General features: G+C 71.5%; 14 protein-coding genes. 10 read left to right on the top strand and 4 right to left on the bottom strand.

The genetic code is table 11. The features are described 5' to 3' along the window. Nucleotides 1-90: 90 nt before the first annotated feature. The 3 genes from ACFWY6_RS28475 to ACFWY6_RS28485 form a co-directional block, all read right to left on the bottom strand. Nucleotides 91-1,653 carry an alpha/beta hydrolase gene (locus ACFWY6_RS28475; protein WP_384696048.1) on the bottom strand — a complete coding sequence of 521 codons (1,563 nt, stop codon included), beginning with the start codon at nt 1,651-1,653 and terminating at the stop codon, nt 91-93. A gap of 89 nt (nt 1,654-1,742) precedes the next feature. Continuing rightward, on the bottom strand, nt 1,743-3,284 hold the full coding sequence (locus ACFWY6_RS28480) for an alpha/beta hydrolase (RefSeq protein ID WP_384696050.1): 1,542 nt from the start codon (nt 3,282-3,284) through the stop codon (nt 1,743-1,745). 129 nt (nt 3,285-3,413) lie between these two features. Then, the gene (locus ACFWY6_RS28485) at nt 3,414-6,215 is read right to left on the bottom strand and encodes a lysylphosphatidylglycerol synthase domain-containing protein (RefSeq protein ID WP_384696053.1); all 2,802 of its coding nucleotides are present in this window, start codon (nt 6,213-6,215) and stop codon (nt 3,414-3,416) included. A 200-nt stretch (nt 6,216-6,415) separates the two neighbouring features. On the opposite strand from ACFWY6_RS28485, the gene ACFWY6_RS28490 reads away from it, so the two are divergent. The 6 genes from ACFWY6_RS28490 to nudC all read left to right on the top strand — a co-directional run bounded on the left by ACFWY6_RS28490 (nt 6,416) and on the right by nudC (nt 17,624). After that, a complete protein-coding gene (locus ACFWY6_RS28490; RefSeq protein ID WP_384696055.1) occupies nt 6,416-6,832 on the top strand; it encodes an MGMT family protein in 417 nt (138 codons plus the stop codon). Between the two features lie 189 nt (nt 6,833-7,021). Continuing rightward, entirely contained in the window at nt 7,022-10,627 is a 3,606-nt protein-coding gene (locus ACFWY6_RS28495) for an ATP-dependent helicase (RefSeq protein WP_384696058.1), read from the top strand. Nucleotides 10,628-10,776: 149 nt separating this feature from the next. After that, the gene (locus ACFWY6_RS28500; protein ID WP_384696061.1) at nt 10,777-11,487 is read left to right on the top strand and encodes a hypothetical protein; all 711 of its coding nucleotides are present in this window, start codon (nt 10,777-10,779) and stop codon (nt 11,485-11,487) included. A gap of 73 nt (nt 11,488-11,560) precedes the next feature. Further along, nucleotides 11,561-15,175 (top strand): ATP-dependent DNA helicase, encoded by a 3,615-nt coding sequence (locus ACFWY6_RS28505; RefSeq protein WP_384696064.1) that lies wholly within the window; start codon nt 11,561-11,563, stop codon nt 15,173-15,175. Nucleotides 15,176-15,185: 10 nt separating this feature from the next. Continuing rightward, nucleotides 15,186-16,625, top strand: coding sequence for a dipeptidase (locus ACFWY6_RS28510; RefSeq protein WP_384696067.1), 1,440 nt, complete (start codon nt 15,186-15,188; stop codon nt 16,623-16,625). A gap of 51 nt (nt 16,626-16,676) precedes the next feature. Beyond that, the gene (nudC, locus tag ACFWY6_RS28515) at nt 16,677-17,624 is read left to right on the top strand and encodes an NAD(+) diphosphatase (RefSeq protein ID WP_384696070.1); all 948 of its coding nucleotides are present in this window, start codon (nt 16,677-16,679) and stop codon (nt 17,622-17,624) included. A gap of 4 nt (nt 17,625-17,628) precedes the next feature. Here nudC and ACFWY6_RS28520 read toward each other — a convergent pair whose 3' ends face one another. Further along, nucleotides 17,629-17,871 carry a mycoredoxin gene (locus tag ACFWY6_RS28520; RefSeq protein WP_249587883.1) on the bottom strand — a complete coding sequence of 81 codons (243 nt, stop codon included), beginning with the start codon at nt 17,869-17,871 and terminating at the stop codon, nt 17,629-17,631. A gap of 44 nt (nt 17,872-17,915) precedes the next feature. On the opposite strand from ACFWY6_RS28520, the gene ACFWY6_RS28525 reads away from it, so the two are divergent. The 4 genes from ACFWY6_RS28525 (at nt 17,916) to ACFWY6_RS28540 (ending at nt 21,622) form a co-directional block, all read left to right on the top strand. Further along, nucleotides 17,916-20,231, top strand: a complete 2,316-nt coding sequence (locus ACFWY6_RS28525; protein ID WP_384696078.1) for an ATP-dependent DNA helicase UvrD2 — start codon at nt 17,916-17,918, stop codon at nt 20,229-20,231. 163 nt (nt 20,232-20,394) lie between these two features. Next, nucleotides 20,395-20,760 carry a hypothetical protein gene (locus ACFWY6_RS28530; protein ID WP_384696073.1) on the top strand — a complete coding sequence of 122 codons (366 nt, stop codon included), beginning with the start codon at nt 20,395-20,397 and terminating at the stop codon, nt 20,758-20,760. Nucleotides 20,761-20,930: 170 nt separating this feature from the next. After that, nucleotides 20,931-21,299, top strand: coding sequence for a WhiB family transcriptional regulator (locus ACFWY6_RS28535; protein ID WP_266870611.1), 369 nt, complete (start codon nt 20,931-20,933; stop codon nt 21,297-21,299). Further along, on the top strand, nt 21,296-21,622 hold the full coding sequence (locus ACFWY6_RS28540; protein ID WP_266870613.1) for a hypothetical protein: 327 nt from the start codon (nt 21,296-21,298) through the stop codon (nt 21,620-21,622). Before ACFWY6_RS28535 ends, ACFWY6_RS28540 begins: the two co-directional genes overlap by 4 nt. The last annotated feature ends 159 nt before the right edge of the window (nt 21,623-21,781 follow it).

Raw genomic sequence — 21,781 nt, forward strand, 5'->3', positions numbered from 1 at the left:
GTTTTTTTTTGTCCCTCCTCCACCTTCTTGTTTTGCCCCCCTTTGTGGGGGGTCCCCCACCTGAAGAGGTGCGGCCCCCATCTGCCGTCCTCAGGACTCGCAGACCTTGCCGTCCTGCGGCACCTTTCCGTTCAGGAGATAGCCGTCGACCGCGTCGTCCACGCAGTCGCTGCCGCTGCCGTACGCCCCGTGGCCCTCACCCTTCCAGGTCAGCATCGTGCCCACGCCCTTGCCGAGCTCGTCGGCCATCTTCTGCGCGCCCTCGTAGGGCGTCGCCGGGTCTCCGGTGTTCCCGACCACCAGGATCGGGTCCGCGCCGGGGGCGGAGACGTCGGGGGAGTCGTGCAGCCCGGCCACCGGCCACTCGTGGCACCAGCCCGCCGTGTCCCAGCCCATGAACTCGCCGAAGACCGGCGATATCTCACGGAAGTCGGCGAGCTGCGCCTTCGCCTGCGCGGGCGTCGGTCGCGCCTTGCCGTCGCGGCAGGAGATGGACCGCTGCGAGTGGCTCTGTGTGCTGTAACGGCCGGACGGGTCCCGCTCGTTGTAGGCGTCGGCCAGCTGCAGCAGCGCCGATCCTTCGCCCTTCTCGGCCTGCTCAAGGCCGTGGGTCAGGGCGGGCCAGCTCTGCCGGCTGTACAGCGTGACCGTGATGCCGGTGAGCGCCAGGGACTGGGTGAGCTTCCGGTCGCCCGATCCGGGCAGCGGCTCGGCGTCCAGGCGCTTCAGGAGGCGCACTATCTTCTGCGAGCCCGCCTTCGGGTCCTGGCCCGACGACTTCAGATAGTTCTCCAGGGCGCGCTGGAAGCCCCGGGCCTGGTTCTTGGCGTGGCCCACCGAGTCCGCACTCGGGTCGACGACGGCGTCCAGGGTGAGGCGCCCCACCTTCTTGGGGAACAAGTGCGCGTACGTGCCGCCCAGTTCGGTGCCGTACGAGATGCCCATGTAGTGCAGCTTCTCGTCGCCGAGGACCTGGCGCATCACATCCATGTCACGGGCCGCCTCGACCGTCGAGACATGGCCGAGGAGCTTGCCCGCGTTCCGCTCGCAGCCCGCGCCGAAGTCGGCCGCGTCCTTGAAGTACGCCGCTTCCTCGGCCGGGGTGTCCGGAGTGAGGTCGACGGACTCGGCGGCCTGTGTCTCCTTGTCGCTGCGGCAGCGCACGCCCGCGCTGCCCGCGACGCCGCGCGGGTCGAAGCTCACCAGGTCGTACCGCTCGCGCAGCGTGTCGTACGAGTCGGCGAACGACGGCAGCATGGAGACGCCGGAGCCGCCGGGACCGCCGAAGTTGAACAGGAGCGAGCCGATGCGCTCGCCCTTGCCGGTGGACCGGGCGCGTATCAGCGCGATGTCGATCGTCTCGCCGTCCGGCTTCGCGTAGTCCAGGGGGACCTTGAGGGTCGAGCACTGCCACTCGGAGCCGGGCGCGGGGTCCTGGCCCGATGCCTTGCAGCCGCCCCAGTCGAGCTTCTGGGCGTTGATCGTGGCGGGCAGCGTGGAGGAGGGATCGGGCCTCGGCTCCTGCTCGGGTCCGGTCGGGGCCGGCTTGGCGTCGTCCTCGCCGCCGTCCGACGAACCGCCGCAGCCGACGGCGAGCCCCGCCACCAGGACCCCTGCGGCAGCCAGAGCTGCTGACCGTACGAAACGCGGCATGGAGCGCTTCCCCCCTTGGAAGACAGTCAAGCCATAGTAGGCGGGGTCTCTGACAGTGCCCTTGGCGGGCTTGGTCCCTTATGTGCCGCTTATACGCAGACCGTGCCGGCCCTCGGCACCGTGCCGTCCAGCAGATAGCCGTTCACCGCGTCCCGTACGCACTTGTTCTTGCTGTCGTACGCCCCGTGCCCCTGGCCCTTGTACGTCAGCTCGACACCGACGCCCTCGCCCAGTGCCTGAGCCATCTTCTTCGCGCCCTCGTACGGCGTCGCGGGGTCGCCCGTGTTGCCGATGACGACGATCGGCGGCGCGTCCGACGCGCTGACGTCCGGATGGTCGGCGGCGCCCTGCACCGCCCAGTCGGTGCAGCCGACCATGCCCCAGGCCAGATAGTCGCCGAACAGCGGGGAGGCCTTGCGGAACCCGGGGAGCTTCTCCTTGACGTAGTCGGCGGTGTAACGCGCCTTGTCGTCGGCGCAGTTGATGGAGATGTTGGCGGCCTGGATGTTGCTGTACGAGCCGTCCTGGTTGCGGCCGTTCATGGCGTCGGAGAGCGTCATCAGGATCCTGCCGTCGCCGTCGTAGGCCTGCTCCAGGCCGTCGGTGAGATACGGCCAGAAGTCCTTGGAGTACAGCGACTGGGCGATGCCGTTCGTGGCGGCGGTCTGGGTCAGTTCGCGCGGCGGAAGGGCGGGCAGCGGCTTGGCGTCCAGGTCCTTCAGGAGCTTCGCGATCCGGTCCTTCACGTCCTGCGCGGTGTCGCCGACGGGGCAGTCCTCGGCCTTCGACGTGCAGTCCTCGGCGAAGTTGTCGAGCGCGAGCTGGAAGCCCTCGGCCTGGCCCAGCGAGCCCTGCTCCGCCGTCTCGGTGGGGTCGACGACCGCGTCGAAGACGGCACGGCCCACCCTCTTGGGGAACAAGTGGGCGTAGACGCCGCCGAGTTCGGTGCCGTAGGAGATGCCGAAGTAGTGCAGCTTGTCGTCGCCGAGCACCTGGCGCATCAGGTCCATGTCGCGGGCCGCGTCGGTGGTGCGTACGTGGGGGAGCACCTCGCCGGAGTTCTTCTCGCAGCCGCCGTTGAAGCCCTTCACGTTGTCGAGGAGCTGTTTCTGCTCCGCGTCGTCGTCGGGCGTGGAGTCCTGCTGGAAGTACTCGTCGAGCTGCTCGTCGTCCTCGCACTTCACGCCCGCGCTGCGGCCGACGCCGCGCGGGTCGAAGCTCACCAGGTCGTAGCGGGTGCGCAGCTTGGCGTAGTCCTGACCGAAGGCGGGCAGCGTGGTGATGCCCGAGCCGCCGGGGCCGCCGAAGTTGAAGACGAGCGAGCCGATCCGCCGGTCCTGCTTGCCGCTGGCCGCCGCGCGGATCAGCGCGATGTCGAGGGTGTCCCCCTTGGGCTTGTCCCAGTCGAGGGGGGCCTTCATGGTGGCGCACTGCCACTCGGCGCCGCCGGGCAGCGGCGACGGGGCTTCACCACCGCCTTCGGAGGCCTCCGGCGCGGGGCAGTCCTTCCAGCTGAGCTTCTGGGCCGACAGATCCTCGTCCTTGGCGTCGTCGCCGCAGGCCGTGGCGGTCGATGACAGCAGGACGACGGTGGCGGCCAGGACAGTGGCACGCGCCTTCAGGTTGGGCATGCTTCCCATCCTGCGGGGGGTGCGGACGGGGCGCACGGCTGGCTCGGCCTTCCGTGATCAGGCCCTCTTCTTAAGAAGAGGGCGCCTTCCTCAAGAAGAGCACCGCTTCCTAAAGAAGAGCACCGCTTCCTAAAGAAGGCCCTTCCTTGTCAGGTGGTTGAAGTACAGCCACCCCGGAAGCACCGGAAGCCACAGCGTGAGCAGCCGGTAGAGCAGCACCGCGGGTGCCGCCACGTCCTTGGGCACGCCCACGGCGATCAGACCGAAGGTGAGCGTCGCCTCGACCGCGCCGACACCGCCGGGCGTGGGAGCCGCCGAGCCGAGCGCGTTGCCTGCGAGGAAGACCACGGCGACGCTGGCCAGGGTCAGCGGCTTCATCTCCGCAGTGCTGAAGGCGCGTACGGATGCGTCCAGGCACAGGACGAACAGCAGGGTGAGCAGGAGCATGCCGCCGATGCCGGTGAGCAGCTTCTGGGGGCGCTGCAGTACGTCCAGCATGCGCGGCACGACGCCCGCGAACAGCGAACGCACGCGCGTGACGACGAATTTCCGCAGGAACGGGATCGCGGTCACCACGAGCACCAGGACCGCGACCGACAGCAGGCCGGCGATGACGGTGCGGGACGGCGACAGGGACGGCGTCTTCTCCGTACCGGTCAGATAGCCGAAGATCATCAGCAGCATGATGTGCGAGCCGAGCCCGAACAGCTGCGAGGCCCCGACGCTCGCCACCGCGAGACCGGAACGCACCCCGGAGCGCTGCAGGAAACGGGTGTTGAGCGCGACGCCGCCCACCGCGGCAGGCGCCACGATCTTCACGAACGACCCGGCGACCTGCGCCTGCACGGTCCGCAGGAACGGCACCCGCTCCGGCACGAAGCCGAGCAGGCTCATCGCCGCGGCCAGGTAGCTCAGCGCCGAGCAGGCCACGGCCACGGCGACCCAGCCCCATTCGGCCTCGCCCACGATCGTGCCGAAGTCGACCTGGGTGAGCTGAGAGAGCAGGAAGTACGCGCCGATGGCACCGGCGATGAAACTGATCAGCGTGCGCGGCCTGATCCGCTCGAGCTGAGCGGGCTCGACGGGCGCCTGCGGCCGGATGAGCAGCACCTGGTGGCGGATCTGGGTGAGCAGATCCTCCTCGCGTGCCTGCTCCAGGGCCACGTCTATGGCCAGCTTCTCGGCCTGCTTCTCCGCGCGCACGGCCTTGCGGTCGGGGCTCTTGGCGCCTTCCGCGGTCTCCGCCTCGGCGGCCTCGGCGGTCGCCGAAGCGGCCTCGGTGCGGGCCAGCTTCTCCTTGCGGGACGCTTCGAGGACGGCCTCTCGCTCGCGCTGTGACCGCTCCCTGGCCCGCTTGCGCAGGGTGGCGCGGGTGGCGCGGGTGAGGGCGATCGGCTGGAGCAGCGGCAGACAGTCGGCGACCGTGTCGGGGCCGAGCACATCCAGCGCGGCAGCGACCGCGCGCTCGGCGCCGACCCGCAGCCCGAAGGTGGTCAGGAGCTGGGCGATGTCCATCCGCAGGACCAGATCACCGGCGGCGATCTCACCGCCCCGCAGGTCCGTCAAGATCACCGTGCCGGAACGATCCACCAGAATCGCGTCGCCCTGGAGCCTGCGGTGCGCGATCCGCCGCGACTGCAGCGCCTGCACCTGGCGCCAGGTGTCGCACAGCAGCTCGTCGGTGATGGCGTCGTCCGGCAGCGAGTCCAGGGAACGGCCGCCCGTGTGCTCGTACACGAGCATCACCGCGTCGGGGCCGAGCTCGGAGGTGGCGATCAGCTTGGGCGCGTCGGCCCCGGCCGAGATCGCCGCGTAGGCGAGGAGCGCCTCCTGCTCCAGGGCCTGGCGCAGCGACTGCAGGCTGCGGCGCTGGGTGATGCCGCGCAGCGTGAGTCTGCGCCATACGCGGTAGAAGAAGCCCTGCGCCTGCTGCTCGCGGTCGATGACCGTGACGTCCAGGGGCGGGCCGTCCTCCAGGGTGACGAAGTAGCGGCGGCCGCGGTCGCCGTGCTCCCCGCTGTCCGGGGACTCCTCGCGGGCCGCGCTCACGGGGTGGAAGCCGACGTGCCGCAGGCCGGCGAGGAGCGTCTGGCCGGTGGGCCTGACGTTCGGCGAGCCGACCGCGTACAGCGTTCCGTAGGCGACGCTCCAGCCGAGGAGCACGGTCAGGATGATCGAGAACGGCGTCGTGTAGCCGGTGACCAGCATGGTGAAGGCGTCGAGCAGCAGCACCACCCACAGCACCACGCGCCAGCGTGGTCGGCGGGACATCCCGACCGCTGTCATGTACGCGATGACGGGTGCGAGATAGCCGTGCACCGGATCGGTGAGCGCGTTCAGGTCGCCGGGGGACGGCCGGGTCAGCGCCTCCTGGATGGAGTCGGGGGCGGCCTTGGCGACCCAGAGGTCGGTGGCCAGCGTCACGCCGTGCGCCAGGACGGCCGCGAGGACACCGTCGGCGATGCGCAGCCCGTCCCGTTTGACCAGGCGCTCGATCGCGAACGCGACGGGGACGAGCAGGACACCGATGCTCGCGGTGAGGCCCGCGAACCTGATCAGCGCGTCGGGTGCCTGGTCCGTGCCCTTGTCGATGTCCTGGGCGAGGCCCGACGTCGTACCGTGCGCGAACGCGGCGATGGCGAGGAGAACGGCGATCGCCAGGATGCCGACGAGCAGCCGCATCAGGTCCGAAGGACGGTGCACGCGCGCGGCGAGCAGGGGTTCGTCACCGGCGACGCGGTCGGTGTGCGGCTCCGTCTCGTCGGCGCAGTCGTCGGAGACGAAGGCGTGCGTGCCCTCTTCTTCGCCGCCGGACTGCCCGTCTGTGTCCTTTGCGTGCTTCTCGTGCTTCTCGTTCTTGTTCAGGGAGTGCCCACCGGTGTCCGGGTGTGACTCGGCCGCAGGGGTGCCCACCGTCTCATCGGGGTGCACATCCTGCTGCTCCGTCGTCTCTTCTTGATCTCGTATCACCAGTCACCGCCCGCACGATGGTGGCATGTCCGGCAGACAGAGGGGGGCATCAGGGTGCGATGCGGGGGCGCGAAGTGTCCCTTGGGCGCCAGTTTGGCTCGTACTGCACGCTCTGTCGCCGGACGGTCACGGTGTCGGTGGCGTACGGCAGGATGGTCCGGATGAGCGAGGAGAGCCGATCGGAGCAAGGGCTTCCGGAGTACCCAGAGTATGCCGAGCGGGTTCTCGAGGTCGCGGAGCTGATCCCTCCGGGGCGGGTGATGACCTACGGGGATGTGGCGGAGTGGCTTGAGGAGGGAGGGCCCCGGCAGGTCGGCCGGGTGATGGCCCTCTACGGAGGAGCGGTTCCGTGGTGGCGTGTGGTGCGCGCGGACGGTGTGCTGCTGCCGGGCCATGAGCTGCGGGCGCTCGACCACTACCGCGCGGAGGGCACGCCCCTGCGCGAGGCGAGCCGTGCGGCCGAGGGCCATCTGCCCCGGCTCGACATGCGGCGGGCGCGCTGGGACGGCGGTGACGCGGGTGACGCGGCGGGCGGCGGCGGTGCCGATCGCCCGCAGGCTCCTCAGGCTCACACCTGACAGCTTCCGCCATCGGGCGGCCGCACGGGGGACCGGTGGCCCGTACGGGGGAAGCGGCACGTCCCGCACGCCCGCTGGCGTAGCGTCGACAGCACGCATTTCTCTCACCCCGCAGCCATCGCGCAGCCGTTTTTCGACCAGTAGACCCACCAGTTTCGACCAGCAGACCCACCAGGACCGGCGACCCACGTGAGTTCCCCTTCATCAGCTCGGCATACCCGGCACCTGCCGCACCACCAGGTGCGACAGGGGACCCCGGGCGCCTATCGACTGGTGCGTACCCCGCCGGTCCGCGTGGATCCCCCTCGTCTTGACGCACCCCAGCGCGCGGTGGTTGACCACTCCGGAGGACCGCTGCTCGTCCTCGCGGGTCCCGGTACGGGCAAGACGACGACGCTCGTGGAGGCCGTCGCCGCGCGGATCGCGAAGGGCACGGAACCGGAGCGGGTCCTCGTCCTCACCTTCAGCCGTAAGGCCGCCGTCGAGCTGCGCGACCGCATGGCGCTGCGCATAGGGGCGGCGAAGGCCCCGCAGGCGACCACCTTCCACTCCTTCTGTTACGCCCTCATCCGCGCCCACCAGGACGCCGATCTGTTCGTCGAGCCGCTCCGCCTCCTGTCGGGACCCGAACAGGACGTGGCCGTGCGCGAGCTCCTTGCGGGCCAGATCGACCTGGAGTCCGAGGGGATCGGCCGCGTCCGCTGGCCGGACGAACTGCGTGCCTGCCTGACGACGCGGGGCTTCGCCGACGAGGTGCGCGCGGTGCTCGCCCGCAGCCGTGAGCTGGGCCTCGGGCCCGACTCCCTGGACGCGTTCGCCCGCCGCGCGGGGCGGCCCGACTGGGGCGCGGCGGCGGCGTTCCTCGCCGAGTACCTGGACGTGCTCGACATGCAGGGCGTGCTCGACTACGCGGAACTGGTGCACCGCGCGGTGCTGCTCGCGCGGCGCCCCGAGGTCGCGCGGGCGCTTGCCGCGCAGTACGACGCGGTCTTCGTGGACGAGTACCAGGACACCGACCCCGCGCAGGTGCGGCTGCTCGACGCGCTGGCCGGCGGCGGGCGTTCGCTGGTCGCCTTCGGGGACCCGGACCAGTCGATCTACACGTTCCGGGGCGCCGACGTGAACGGCATCCTGGAGTTCCCCGGCGACTTCCCGCGCGCGGACGGCACCCCGGCGCCGGTCGAGGTCCTGACCACGTCGCGCAGGTCGGGTGCCGGTCTCCTCGAGGCCACCCGGCTGCTCACCCGCCGTATGCCGCTGACCAGGCTGCCGGCGGAGAAGGTGCGGGCCCACCGCGAGCTGGCCGCCCGCCCGGGCCGCGGCCCGGGGGGGGCGGTCACGGATACCACGGCCGGCGCGGCGCGCGCCCACAAAGCGGACAACCAGCTCCCCCCGGCCCCCGGCTGGCACCCCCGCCGTATGCCCCGGACCCGGCGGGCGGCGGTGACGGGGGGGCCCCCCCGGGCGGGGCCCGCCGGCCGGCCCGGCGCCCGGGTCGAGGCGTACACGTATCCGACGTCCGGCGCGGAGCTCGACAACATCGCGGACATCCTGCGCCGCGCGCACCTGGAGGACGGCGTCCCCTGGGGTGAGATGGCGGTCCTGGTCCGCGCGGGCGCCCACACGATCCCCACGGTCCGCCGCAGCCTCACCGCCGCGGGCGTCCCCCTGGACATAGACGGCGACGACATCGCCCTGCGCCACGAGCCGGCGGTCACGCCGCTGCTGACGGCGCTGCGGGTGGTGGCGGAGGCGGTCACTTCTGGAGGGGATGTCTCCGGGGGAGGTGCCTCTGAAGAGGGCGTCTCCGAAGCGGGTTTCTCCGAAGAGGGTCTCTCCGAAGAGAGCGTCTCGGAAGCGGGTCTCTCCGAAGAGAGCGCCCCCGAGGCGGCTGACGCGGGGAGTGAATTCGTCCCGCCCGCCTGGCTCGACACCGAGACCGCGCTCACCCTCCTCACGTCCCCCCTCGCCGGCATGGACGCCGCCGACCTCCGCCGGCTCGGCCGCGCGCTGCGCGAGGAGGAGCGCGCCGCGGGGAATCATCTGCCGCCGCCTTCGGACGAGCTGCTTGCCCGCGCGCTCGCCGAGCCGGAGCGGCTCGTCGCGCACGATCCCGCGTACGCCCGTGGCGCCCAGCGGCTCGGCGTGCTGCTCCGCAAGGCCCGTGAGCGCCTCGCGGGAGGCGGCACGGCCGAGGAGGCGCTCTGGGAGCTGTGGGACGGCACTCCGTGGCCGCGCCGCCTGGAGCGCGCCGCACGTCGCGGCGGCGCAGCCGGGCGCAACGCGGACCGCGATCTCGACGCGGTCTGCGCCCTGTTCGCGTACGCGTCCCGCGCCGAGGAGCGCACCGGAGGGCGCGGCGCCCTCAACTTCCTGGAGGAGACCGAGGCGCAGGACATCGCCGCGGACACCCTCAACCGCAGGGCTGTACGCCCCGACGCCGTACGCCTGATGACGGCGCACCGCTCCAAGGGCCTCGAGTGGCGGCTCGTGGTGGTCGCCGGCGTACAGGAAGGCCTCTGGCCCGACCTGCGCCGCCGCGGCTCCCTCCTGGAGGCCGACCGCATCGGCAGTGACGGCCTCGCCGAGCCCCTCACTCCCGGAGCGCTCCTCTCCGAAGAGCGCCGGTTGTTCTACGTGGCCGCCACGCGCGCGCGTGAACGCCTCGTCGTCACCGCCGTCAAGGCACCCGCGGACGACGGCGACCAGCCATCGCGCTTCCTCACCGAGCTCGGCGTCGAACCGAAGGACGTGACGGGCCGCCCGCGCCGCCCCCTGTCGGTCTCCGCGCTCGTCGCGGAGCTGCGCGCCACGACGGTCGACCCCCGGGTGTCCGGCACCCTCAGAGAGGCCGCCGCGCACCGCCTGGCCCGCCTCGCCGCGCTCAGCGACGCCGACGGACGCCCCCTGGTGCCGTCGGCGCACCCGTACCGCTGGTGGGGCATGTACGAGCCGACGGCGAGCACGGTCCCGCTGCGGGACCGCGACAAGCCCGTCGTCCTCTCCGGAAGCGCCCTGGACCAGCTCGCCAACACCTGTTCCCTGCAGTGGTTCCTGGGCCGCGAGGTGAAGGCGGACGCCCCCGCGACCGCCGCCCAGGGCTTCGGCAACGTGGTCCACGTCCTGGCCGACGAGGTCGCGTCCGGCAGGACCCCCGCCGACCTCGCCGTCCTCATGGAGCGCCTCGACTCGGTCTGGGACTCGCTCGCCTTCGACGCCCCCTGGAAGTCGGCGCAGGAGAAGGAGCACGCGCGCGTGGCGCTCGAACGCTTCCTCCAGTGGCATGTGATGGACCGCGCGAGCCGTACCCCGGTCGCCAGTGAGCACGACTTCGACGTGACCCTCGAAGCGGGTCCCTACGAAGTACGCGTGCGCGGCTCCATGGACCGCGTCGAGCAGGACACCGAAGGCCGTGCCTACGTAGTCGACTTCAAGACCGGCAAGCAGACCCCGAGCGCCGCCGACGTGGCCCGCCACCCCCAGCTCGCCGTCTACCAACTCGCCCTCCGTGAAGGCGCGGTGGACGACGCCTTCGACGGCGTACGCCCGGAAGCGGGCGGCGCGGAACTGGTGCAGCTGCGCCAGGGCGCCGCCAAGAAGGACGGCGGCGAGAGCCTCCCCAAGGTGCAGGCGCAGGAGCCGCTCTCGGGGGAGTGGGTGGGCGATCTGCTCGCCACGGCGGCCGGCAAGGTCCTGGACGAACGCTTCTCGCCGACCACGGGCCAGCACTGCACCCACTGCGCCTTCCGCGCTTCGTGCAGCGCACGCCCCGAGGGCCGTCACGTCGTGGAGTGACATGTGCGGCAACAGTGCCGTCAGTGGCCAAGCTCACGTCGTGGCAGCCGCGTTCATAGCAGCCTCACAGGCCCTCTAAAGTCTCGGTAAAGCTGATCTGTGCACTCAGCGGACCCTCCGATCGTGCACCTTTCCGAGGAGATACATACATGGCAGCCAACCGGAAGCTCCTGGCCGCGGCAGTCGCCTGTGCCGCCGCGATCGTCGGCCTCACGGGCTGCTTGGGCGGGGACGAGGAGAAGGACCCCTTCGAGGGCATGAGCGCCGACAAGATCGCCGACAAGGCGGCCGACGCGTCCAAGGGTGCGGGCTCGTTCAAGGTGGCGGGCGAGGGCCAGCAGGAGGGCAAGCCGCTCAAGGTCGAGTTCTCGGTCGCCAAGTCCGGTGATTGCAAGGGCAATGTGGACGGCGGCGCGGACGGCACCGCCGAGCTGCTCGTGTCCGGCAAGACCCAGTACATGAAGGGCGACGAGGCGTTCTGGAAGGACGCCATGCGTGGCAGCGGCCAGGCCGGCAAGGCCTCGAAGCTCAAGGACAAGTGGGTGAAGACGCCGACCGAGAAGGAGAGCGGCGTCTGCGACCCGGACGAGATGTTCCGGTCCGACGAGCTCAAGGGCCTCAAGCGCGAGAAGGACGCCGAGGTCGACGGCGAGAAGGCGGCCGTCCTGACGAAGAGCAAGTCGGGCAAGAAGTCCACGTTCTACGTCGCGATGGAGGGCAAGCCGTACTTCCTGAAGGTCGTCACCTCGGGCAAGGACGACCCGGGCACGATGAACTTCACCGACTACGGCAAGCCGGTCGTCGTCAAGGCCCCGGCGCCCGACGAGGTCATGGACATGCAGGAGCTCATGGCGTCCTGACGCCCTGAGTGCCGGCGGCCGCCGGCAGCCGGGCACGCCCCGGTTGTCAGTGGCCGCCGCTAGCCTCTCTGACGTGCCACCTCGTATCACCGACCCCGAGCAGCTCAAAGAGCTCCTCGGTATCCCGTTCACCCCGGAGCAGACGGCTTGCATCACCGCGCCGCCCGCCCCGCAGGTGATCGTGGCCGGAGCCGGGTCGGGCAAGACGACGGTGATGGCGGCCCGCGTGGTCTGGCTGGTCGGCACCGGCCAGGTCGCCCCCGAGCAGGTCCTCGGTCTGACGTTCACGAACAAGGCGGCCGGTGAACTCGCCGAGCGGGTGCGCCAGGCGCTGATCAAGGCGGGGGTGACCGACGCAGAGGCGCTCGACCCGGACAACCCTCCGGGCGAGCCGGTCATCTCCACGTACCACGCCTTCGCGGGCCGCCTCCTGACCGATCACGGGCTGCGCATAGGGCTCGAACCCACGGCCCGTCTCCTGGCCGACGCCACACGCTTCCAGCTCGCCGCGCGCGTGCTGCGCGAGGCGCCGGGGCCGTATCCCGCGCTGACCCGCTCCTTCCCCGACCTCGTCAGCGACCTCCTCGCCCTCGACAGCGAGCTCGCGGAACATCTCGTACGGCCCGACAGGCTCCGCGCGTACGACACCGAACTGCTGCGCACCCTCCAGAGCGCCAAGCTCTCCAACGCGGACCTGCGCAAGGTGCCCGAGACGGCGGCGGCCCGGCTCGACCTCGCCGAGCTCGTCGGTCGCTACAGGGAGGCGAAGCGCTCCCGTGACCTCCTGGACTTCGGCGACCAGATCGCCCTCTCCGCGACGCTGGCCCGCACCCGCGCGGAGGTCGGTGTGATCCTGCGCGACGAGTTCCGGGTCGTCCTGCTCGACGAGTACCAGGACACGTCCGTGGCCCAGCGCATCCTCCTGGCAGGCCTCTTCGGAGGCGGCACGGGCCATCCGGTGACGGCCGTCGGCGACCCCTGCCAGGCCATCTACGGCTGGCGCGGCGCGTCCGTGGCGAACCTGGACGACTTCCCCGAGCACTTCGCGTACGCCGACGGGCGCCCCGCCACGCGCCACGCGCTCAGCGAGAACCGCCGCAGCGGCGGCCGCCTCCTGGACCTCGCCAACGGCCTCGCCGAGCCGCTGCGCGCCATGCACGCGGGCGTGGAGGCGCTGCGCCCCGCCCCCGGCGCCGAGCGCGACGGCGTGGTGCGCTGCGCCCTGCTGCGCACGCACGCCGAGGAGATCGACTGGATCGCCGACTCCATCGCCCACCTCGTGGGCACCGGCAAGGCCCCCGGCGAGATCGCCGTCCTGTGCCGCACCGCGACGGACTTCGCGCAGATCCAAGGCGCGCTGGTCGCCAGAGACATCCCCGTGGAGGTCGTCGGCCTCTCCGGACTTCTGCACCTCCCCGAGGTCGCCGACCTCGTCGCCGTCTGCGAGGTGCTCCAGGACCCGGGTGCGAACGCCTCCCTGGTGCGCCTGCTCACGGGCCCGCGCTGGCGCATCGGCCCCCGCGACCTCGCCCTCCTGGGGCGCCGCGCGCGCCTTCTCGTACGCCCTGGGCACGCGGCTCCGGACGACCCCGACAGCCGCCTCGCCGCGGCCGTCGAGGGGGTCGACCCGGCCGAGGTGATATCGCTCGCGGACGCGCTCGACACGTTCCTGGAGACGCCCCTGGACGCCGACACGGAGGACGACGGACTGCCCTTCTCGGCGGACGCGCGCGTGCGGTTCGCCCGCCTTGCCGCCGAACTGCGCGACCTGCGGCGCTCGTTGGCCGACCCGCTGATGGACGTACTGCACCGGGTGCTCGCCGTCACGGGCCTGGAGGTGGAACTCTCCGCGTCGCCGCACGCGCTTGCGGCCCGCCGCAGGGAGACGCTCTCGAACTTCCTGGACGTCGCCGCGTCCTTCGCCGCGAACGACAACGGCGCGAGCCTGCTCGCCTTCCTCGCCTTCCTGCGCACGGCGGCCCAGTACGAGAAGGGCCTGGACAACGCCCTGCCGGGCGGCGAGAACACGGTCAAGGTGCTCACCGCCCACAAGTCCAAGGGCCTGGAGTGGGACGTCGTGGCCGTCCCCGGCCTGGTGACCGGCACGTTCCCCAGCACTCAGGGCCACGAGAAGTGGACGGCCCAGGGCAAGGTCGTCCCGCACGCGCTGCGCGGCGACGCGGCGACCCTGCCCGACATCGAGGCGTGGGACTCCCGGTCCATGAAGGCCTTCCACGAGGACATGAAGGACCACCAGCGCACCGAGGAGCTCCGCCTCGGCTACGTGACGTTCACCCGCCCCCGCTCCCTGCTCCTGGGCTCCGGCCACTGGTGGGGCCCTTCCCAGAAGAAGCCGCGCGGTCCGTCCGACTTCCTCCAGGCGCTCTACGACCACTGCGCTGCGGGCCACGGCGAGATCGAGGCGTGGGCCGACGAGCCGGAGGAGGGCGAGGAGAACCCCGCCCTGACGGAGGCGTCCGCCGAGCACGCGTGGCCGCTCCCGCTGGACGACGCGTCCCTGGAGCGCCGCAGGGCCGCCGCCCGGACCGTCCTGGACCACCTGGACCGCCTGACGGGCGACGAGACACCGGAGGCCGCCCACTCGCACGAGTCGGCCCACCCCTCCGCGTACGACGAGGCACCCCCGGCACAGGACCCGGACTGGCCGCCGCCGCCCGAGGACGACGAACCTCCTTACCAAGACGAACCTCCTTATGAAGGGGCCGACTTCCCGGACGTCGCCCCGGAGGACTGGGACGCCCTGCCCCAGGAACGCCCGACGGTGCCCCGCCCCGCGGACTCGCACCGGGCGGCCGTCCCGCACCAGGCCTCCGCGCCCGACGCTCGCCCGCACCCGGCCTCCGCGCCGGACGTCCGCCCGCACCCGGCCGAGGCCGCCCAGGAGCGGACCCGCCTCACTCCGGAGGAGGCCCGCACGCTCGCCTCCTGGGACCGGGACCTGGACGCGCTGACCGGCGAGCTCCTGCGCGCCCGCGATGCCATCAGGGACATCCCCGTGCCGGCCTCGCTCACCGCGTCCGAGGTGCTGCGTCTGGCCGCCGACCCGGAGGGCTTCGCACAGGAGCTCGCGCGGCCCATGCCCCGGCCGCCGCAGCCGGCGGCCCGCCGCGGCACCCGCTTCCACGCCTGGATGGAGACCCGCTTCGAAGAGCTCCGGCTCCCGCTGCTCGGCCCGGACGACCTGCCGGGCGGTGCCCCCGGAGAGGCCGAGATCGCCGACGAGCGCGACCTGGCAGCTCTCAAGGAGGCCTTCGAGCGCACCGAGTACGCCCACCGCACCCCGCACCGCGTCGAGGTGCCCTTCCAGCTGGCGATCGCGGGCCGGGTCGTCCGCGGCCGCATCGACGCGGTCTACAAGGAGGTCGACGGCGACGACGTGACGTACGAGATCGTCGACTGGAAGACCAGCAGGACCCGCACCGCCGACCCCCTGCAGCTCGCCGTCTACCGCCTCGCCTGGGCCGAGCAGCACGACGTGCCCCCGGAGTCCGTGAAGGCGACGTTCCTCTACGTCCGCAGCGGAGAGGCGTCCCGCCCTGCCGGCCTCCCCGGACGGGCGGAGCTGGAGCGGATCCTCCTGGAGGAGCCGGGCGGTGATCCGGGCGGGCAACCGGGTGAGCGGCGGAGCGACGAACCACCGGACGAGCCGGTCACGGTGGGCGGCTAGGCTCGTGACCATGAGCAAGCCCGTTGACAGCGAGGTCAGCGACGTCGGCGCCGCCAGTGGCGTCAGCGCCGTCCGTACGTATGTCCAGAACCACCGTGCCGCGTTCCTCGACGACCTTGCCGAGTGGCTGCGCATCCCGTCCGTGTCGGCCCAGCCCGACCACGCCGGGGACGTGCGGCGCAGCGCCGACTGGCTGGCGGCCAAGCTGAAGGAGACGGGCTTCCCGACCGCCGAGGTCTGGCAGACGGCCGGTGCCCCCGCCGTCTTCGCCGAGTGGCCGTCGGGCGACCCCCAGGCCCCCACCGTCCTCGTCTACGGCCACCACGACGTGCAGCCCGCGGCCCGCGAGGACGGCTGGCACACCGACCCCTTCGAACCGGTCGTCCAGGGAAACCGCCTCTACGCGCGCGGTGCCGCCGACGACAAGGGGCAGGTGTTCTTCCACACACTCGGCGTCCGCGCCCACCTCGCCGCCACCGGCCGCACCACCCCCGCCGTGAACCTGAAGCTCCTGATCGAGGGCGAGGAGGAGTCGGGCTCACCGAACTTCCGCGCGCTGATCGAGGACCAGAAGGCCCGCATCGCGGCCGACGCCGTGATCGTCTCGGACACGGGCATGTGGGCGGAGGACACCCCCACGGTCTGCACCGGCATGCGCGGCCTCGCCGACTGCGAGATCGAGCTGCACGGCCCCGCCCAGGACATCCACTCCGGTTCCTTCGGCGGCGCCGTCCCGAACCCGGCGACCGCGGCCGCCCGCCTCGTCGCCGCCCTGCACGACGAGCACGCGCGCGTGGCCGTACCGGGCTTCTACGAAGGCATCGTCGAACTCACCGACCGCGAGCGCGAACTCTTCGCCGAGCTGCCCTTCGACGAAGAGCGCTGGCTGCGTACGGCCAAGTCACGAGCCACCCACGGAGAAGCGGGCCACACCACCCTGGAGCGCATCTGGGCCCGCCCCACCGCCGAGGTCAACGGCATCGGCGGCGGCTACCAAGGAGCGGGCGGCAAGACGATCATCCCGTCGTCCGCCCTCCTGAAGCTCTCCTTCCGGCTCGTCGCGGGCCAGGACCCGGACCGCATCGAAGAGGCCGTACGCACCTGGGTGGGCGACCAGCTGCCGGCCGGAATCAGCCACACGATCACCTTCGGCGCAGCCACGCGCCCGTGCCTCACACCGCTCGACCACCCCGCCCTGCAGTCCGTCGTACGGGCGATGGGGCAGGCATTCGAGCAGCCGATCCGCTTCACCCGGGAGGGCGGTTCGGGACCGGCGGCCGATCTCCAGGACGTGCTTGACGCACCCGTGCTCTTCCTGGGCATCTCCGTCCCGTCGGACGGCTGGCACGCGCCGAACGAGAAGGTCGAGCTCGATCTGCTGCTCAAGGGAGTCGAGACGACGGCCTACCTGTGGGGCGATCTCGCCGAGCACTGGCGCGATGCACACTGAACTCACCGCCCTGCTGAATCAACCGTTCCATCGGGGGAGTTGGAAGCACCTGTGACCACCTGGACCGACCGCACCGCAGACCGTCCCGTCTCGCTCACCGCACCGAGCGGCATCGATCGCGCGGCCCACCACCGCCTCGACGAGGCCTGGCTGGCCGCCGCCTGGAGCCACCCGACGACTCGGGTCTTCGTGGTCTCCGGCGGCCAGGTGCTCATCGACGAGACCCCCGAGGGCGACACCGAACTCGTGATGACCCCGTCCTTCGAGGCGCCCCTCACCGAGGCGCACCGCTACTTCCTGGGCACGGACGACGACGGCGTCAGCTACTTCGCGCTCCAGAAGGACTCCCTGCCGGGCCGCATGGACCAGCAGGCGCGCCCCGCGGGCCTGCGCGAGGCGGGCCTGCTCCTGTCGCCCCGTGACGCGGGCCTGATGGTGCACGCGGTCGCCCTGGAGAACTGGCAGCGCCTGCACCGCTTCTGCTCGCGCTGCGGCGAGCGCACCGTCATCGCGGCGGCGGGCCACATCCGCCGCTGCCAGGCGTGCGGCGCCGAGCATTACCCGCGCACGGACCCGGCCGTGATCATGCTGGTGACGGACGACGAGGACCGCGCGCTCCTCGGCCGCCAGGTGCACTGGCCCGAAGGCCGGTTCTCGACCCTCGCGGGCTTCGTCGAGCCGGGCGAGTCCATCGAGACGTCGGTGCGGCGCGAGGTCTTCGAGGAGGCCGGCGTCACGGTCGGCGACGTCGAGTACGTCGCGAGCCAGCCCTGGCCCTTCCCGTCCAGCCTGATGCTGGGCTTCATGGCGAGCGCCACGTCGTCGGAGATCAACGTGGACGGCGAGGAGATCTCCGAGGCCCGCTGGTTCTCCCGGGAAGACCTGCGGGCCGCATTCGAGTCCGGGGAGGTCCTGCCTCCCTACGGGATCTCGATTGCGGCCCGACTGATCGAGCTCTGGTACGGAAAGCCCCTGCCGAAGCCGGGCACCGTCGGCTAGTCGCTCAGGCGGCCAGCTTCTGCTTGACCTGGGCAAGGGACGGGTTCGTCAGCGTCGAGCCGTCCGGGAAGAGAACGGTGGGAACCGTCTGGTTTCCGCCGTTCGCCTTCTCGACGAAGGTCGCGGAATCCGGGTCGTGCTCAATGTTGATCTCGTTGTACGTGATGCCCTCGCGGTCCATCTGGCCCTTGAGCCGGCGGCAGTAGCCGCACCACGTGGTGCTGTACATCGTCACAGTGCCCGGCATGTTCTCGCGCTCCTTTGTTGCTCGGGGTGCGTCATCGCAATGACCTGAACGTACGTGACCCGGCCACCATTCCCGCATTAGTACGACTGCGTACGCCTCCCTGTGGACAACCGGCTCACCCGCCCCCGCCGACCTGGCAGCATGGCGGGGTGACATCAGCAACGCACTCCACCCTCTTCCCGCAGGTCCCGGACTCTGCCGACGCGGTGCTCGCCGGGCTCGACCCGGAGCAGCGCGAGGTGGCAACCGCCCTGCACGGGCCGGTGTGTGTCCTGGCGGGAGCGGGCACCGGCAAGACCCGCGCGATCACCCACCGGATCGCCTACGGGGTGCGGGCGGGCATCCTCCAGCCCGCCAGTGTGCTGGCCGTCACGTTCACCAACCGCGCCGCGGGCGAGATGCGCGGCCGCCTCCGCCAGCTCGGCGCCTCCGGCGTCCAGGCGCGCACCTTCCACTCCGCGGCCCTGCGTCAGCTCCAGTTCTTCTGGCCGAAAGCAGTCGGTGGCCAGCTGCCCCGGATCGTCGACCGCAAGATCAAGCTCGTCGCGGACGCGGCCGCAGCCTGCCGCATCCGCCTGGACCGCAACGAACTGCGCGATGTGACGAGCGAGATCGAATGGTCCAAGGTCACCCAGACCGTGCCCGCCGACTATGTCGCGGCGGCCGCGAAGTCGGGCCGCCTCATCCCCCGGGACGCGGCGGAGATCGCCCAGCTCTATGCCGCGTACGAGGACCTCAAGCGCGACCGCGCGGTCATCGACTTCGAGGACGTCCTGCTCCTGGCCGTCGGCATCCTCCAGGACCGGCACGACATCGCCGACCAGGTCCGCGCCCAGTACCAGCACTTCGTGGTCGACGAGTACCAGGACGTCAGCCCGCTCCAGCAGCGCCTCCTGGAGCTGTGGCTCGGCGACCGCGACAGCCTCTGCGTCGTCGGCGACGCCAGCCAGACGATCTACTCCTTCACCGGCGCGACCCCCGACCACCTGCTGAACTTCCGCACCCGCCACCCCGGGGCGACGGTCGTCAAGCTCGTCCGCGACTACCGCTCCACACCCCAGGTGGTCCACCTCGCCAACGGCCTGCTCTCCCAGGCCCGCGGCCGCGCCGCCGACCACCGCCTCGAACTGATCTCGCAGCGCGACGCCGGAGCCGAACCCGTCTACACGGAGTACGCGGACGAGCCCGCCGAGGCCGAGGGCGCGGCGCGCCGCATCCGCGCCCTGCTCGCCGACGGCGTCCCGGCGAGCGAGATCGCGGTCCTCTTCCGTACGAACTCCCAGTCCGAGATCTACGAACAGGCGCTGGCCGACGCGGGCGTGCCCTACCAGCTGCGCGGCGCCGAGCGGTTCTTCGAGCGCACCGAGGTCCGCGAGGCGGGCGCGGCCCTGCGCGGAGCGGCCCGCTTCGGGGGGAACGACTCGCTCCTGGACGACGTCGTCGACCTGCCGTCGCAGGTGCGGGCTGTCCTGTCCACGAAGGGCTGGACGACCCAGCCCCCGGCGGGCTCCGGCGCGGCCCGTGACCGCTGGGAGTCCCTGGCGGCCCTTGTGCGCCTGGCCGAGGACTTCGTGCGGGCCAAGCCCGATGCGACCCTCTCCGACCTCGTGGCGGAGCTCGACGAGCGCGCGGCCGCCCAGCACGCGCCCACCGTGCAGGGCGTCACCCTCGCCTCGCTGCACGCGGCCAAGGGCCTGGAGTGGGACGCCGTCTTCCTGGTCGGTCTCGCCGAGGGCATGATGCCGATCACGTACGCCAAGACCGATGAACAGATCGAGGAGGAGCGCCGCCTGCTCTACGTGGGCGTCACCCGGGCCCGCCTCCACCTGTCCCTGTCCTGGGCGCTGTCCCGCTCGCCGGGCGGGCGGCCCAACCGCCGCCCCAGCCGCTTCCTCGACGGACTGCGTCCGGGCTCCGGCGCGGGCGCCGGAGCCCGGGCCGCCGGCGGCGGACCCGGTGGGGTGGAGCGCGGCAGCTCCGCCGAGGGGAGCGGCGGCGGTGCCCGGAGCCGTCGGCGCACCAGCAGGACGCCGGCCCGGTGCCGGGTCTGTGGACGGTCCCTGACCGACGCGGGCGAGATGAAGCTCATGCGGTGCGAGGACTGCCCGTCCGACATGGACGAGGGGCTCTACGAACGGTTGCGGGAGTGGCGCGCGGGCCAGGCGAGGCAGCTGGGACAGCCCGCGTACTGCGTCTTCACGGACAAGACCTTGATCGCCATCGCGGAGGCCGAGCCGGACGACGAGGGCGAGTTGGCCCGGATCCCCGGCGTCGGCGTTCGTAAGTTTCATCGCTTCGGCGCCGACGTCCTCGCCATCTGTGCAGGTCAAGAGCTTGTAAGGGGCGCCGATGAGAACTGATTCAAACTCGTCGAAAAAATAGTTTGCGCATGCGCAAGGAAGACCCATAGGTTCTTAAGCACGGGAACGGCGGCTTCTCCGAAGCCCTCGCCCCGTGCTGTACTTAATAGCCCGCAGGATCGGTTTCGGTCGATCCCATAGACGCCGAGAGGAGGCGATTCCAGTGATCAGCATCAACCAGAGCTTCATCAGCACCGCGAAAATGACCGATCGCTCGGTCGTCGCTTCCTGCCTGCTCGGCTTCTCGAACCTGGGCACCGGTCTGTCCGGTGGCATCGCTGCCGCCGCCGTCCGTCCGGAGTCCTCTGTCCTGCCTCTGTCCCTCCCGCGCACCGCTCTCAACGTTCTTCCGACGCGTGAGGTCAATGAAGGCAGCGAGCGAGCGACCAAGGCACCGGAAGCAGTAGCGACGGCACAGGCGCAGGCCTATGCCTTTGCCGCAGCCGGTGCCGGAGCCAAGAAGCAGACGACGCACCACCACACGATGTGGGCCTTCCGTGGGCTCGAACCCTGGAGTGATCCAGTCTGATCCTCGATCAGACCGGCGCCTTCAGGGCCGCGGAACCCCACCCGGGATCCGCGGCCCTTCTGTTTTCCCCAAAACAGGGAGACAGAGCGAAGGGGCCAAGAGCAAGACCCGGTACCAGCCGCCAACCGGCCGACCCAGGCCGGCACGACCAGACGAGGAAGAACACCACCGTGCAACTCGAAGCGCACGCCCCGTCCGTACCGCCTTCAGAGACGCTCCCCCCGCCCGTTCCTACGGAGGACTCCACCTTGACTCCCCTCACCGCGCTCACCGCGCTCGACGACGCCATCGAGAACCTCGGCGTACCCGTCCCCTGCCGTGCCTACGACCCGGAGGTCTTCTTCGCCGAGTCGCCGGCTGACGTCGAGTACGCCAAGTCCCTCTGCCGTACCTGCCCGCTGATGGAGGCCTGCCTGGCCGGCGCCAAGGAGCGGCGTGAGCCGTGGGGCGTCTGGGGCGGCGAGCTCTTCGTCCAGGGTGTCGTCGTGGCCCGCAAGCGGCCGCGTGGCCGTCCGCGCAAGAACCCGGTCGCGGCATGAGCACCGCCGGAACGATTGATCGCCCCCTGACGCACGACCCCCAGAAGCAGGCCCCGATGAAGGCAGCAGTCACGACCGAGCCCGCCGGCTCGGCCACCCCGGACTTCACCACCACCGGCGCGAACGACTCGCGCCAGAACAGGACCCGCGAGATGCAACTCATCCCAGAAGCCATGGCCCGTGCGCATATGCACGAACGCATGCGTGAGGCCGACGCCCAGCGTCCGGCCGTGCGACTGATGGCGGCCCGCCGCATGCAGCGCCGCGCGGAGCGCGCGTCACTGCGTGCCCGGCGCGCGCTCGCCATGGCGGTCATGCACTGACCTGGCGACTGACACGCCGACACATCGGCTGAGCGCCAGAACATCGCGCACCACGAAAGAGCCCGGGGGGGGCGGGGCGCGCGGGGCGGGGCCGGGCCCCCCCCCGCTTCCACGTGGGCGAAGCCGTCTTCGGCCAGGCGTCCAGGCCGCCGATCGGCG

This window comes from Streptomyces sp. NPDC059037 (assembly GCF_042740015.1).
Taxonomy (GTDB): Bacteria; Actinomycetota; Actinomycetes; order Streptomycetales; family Streptomycetaceae; genus Streptomyces.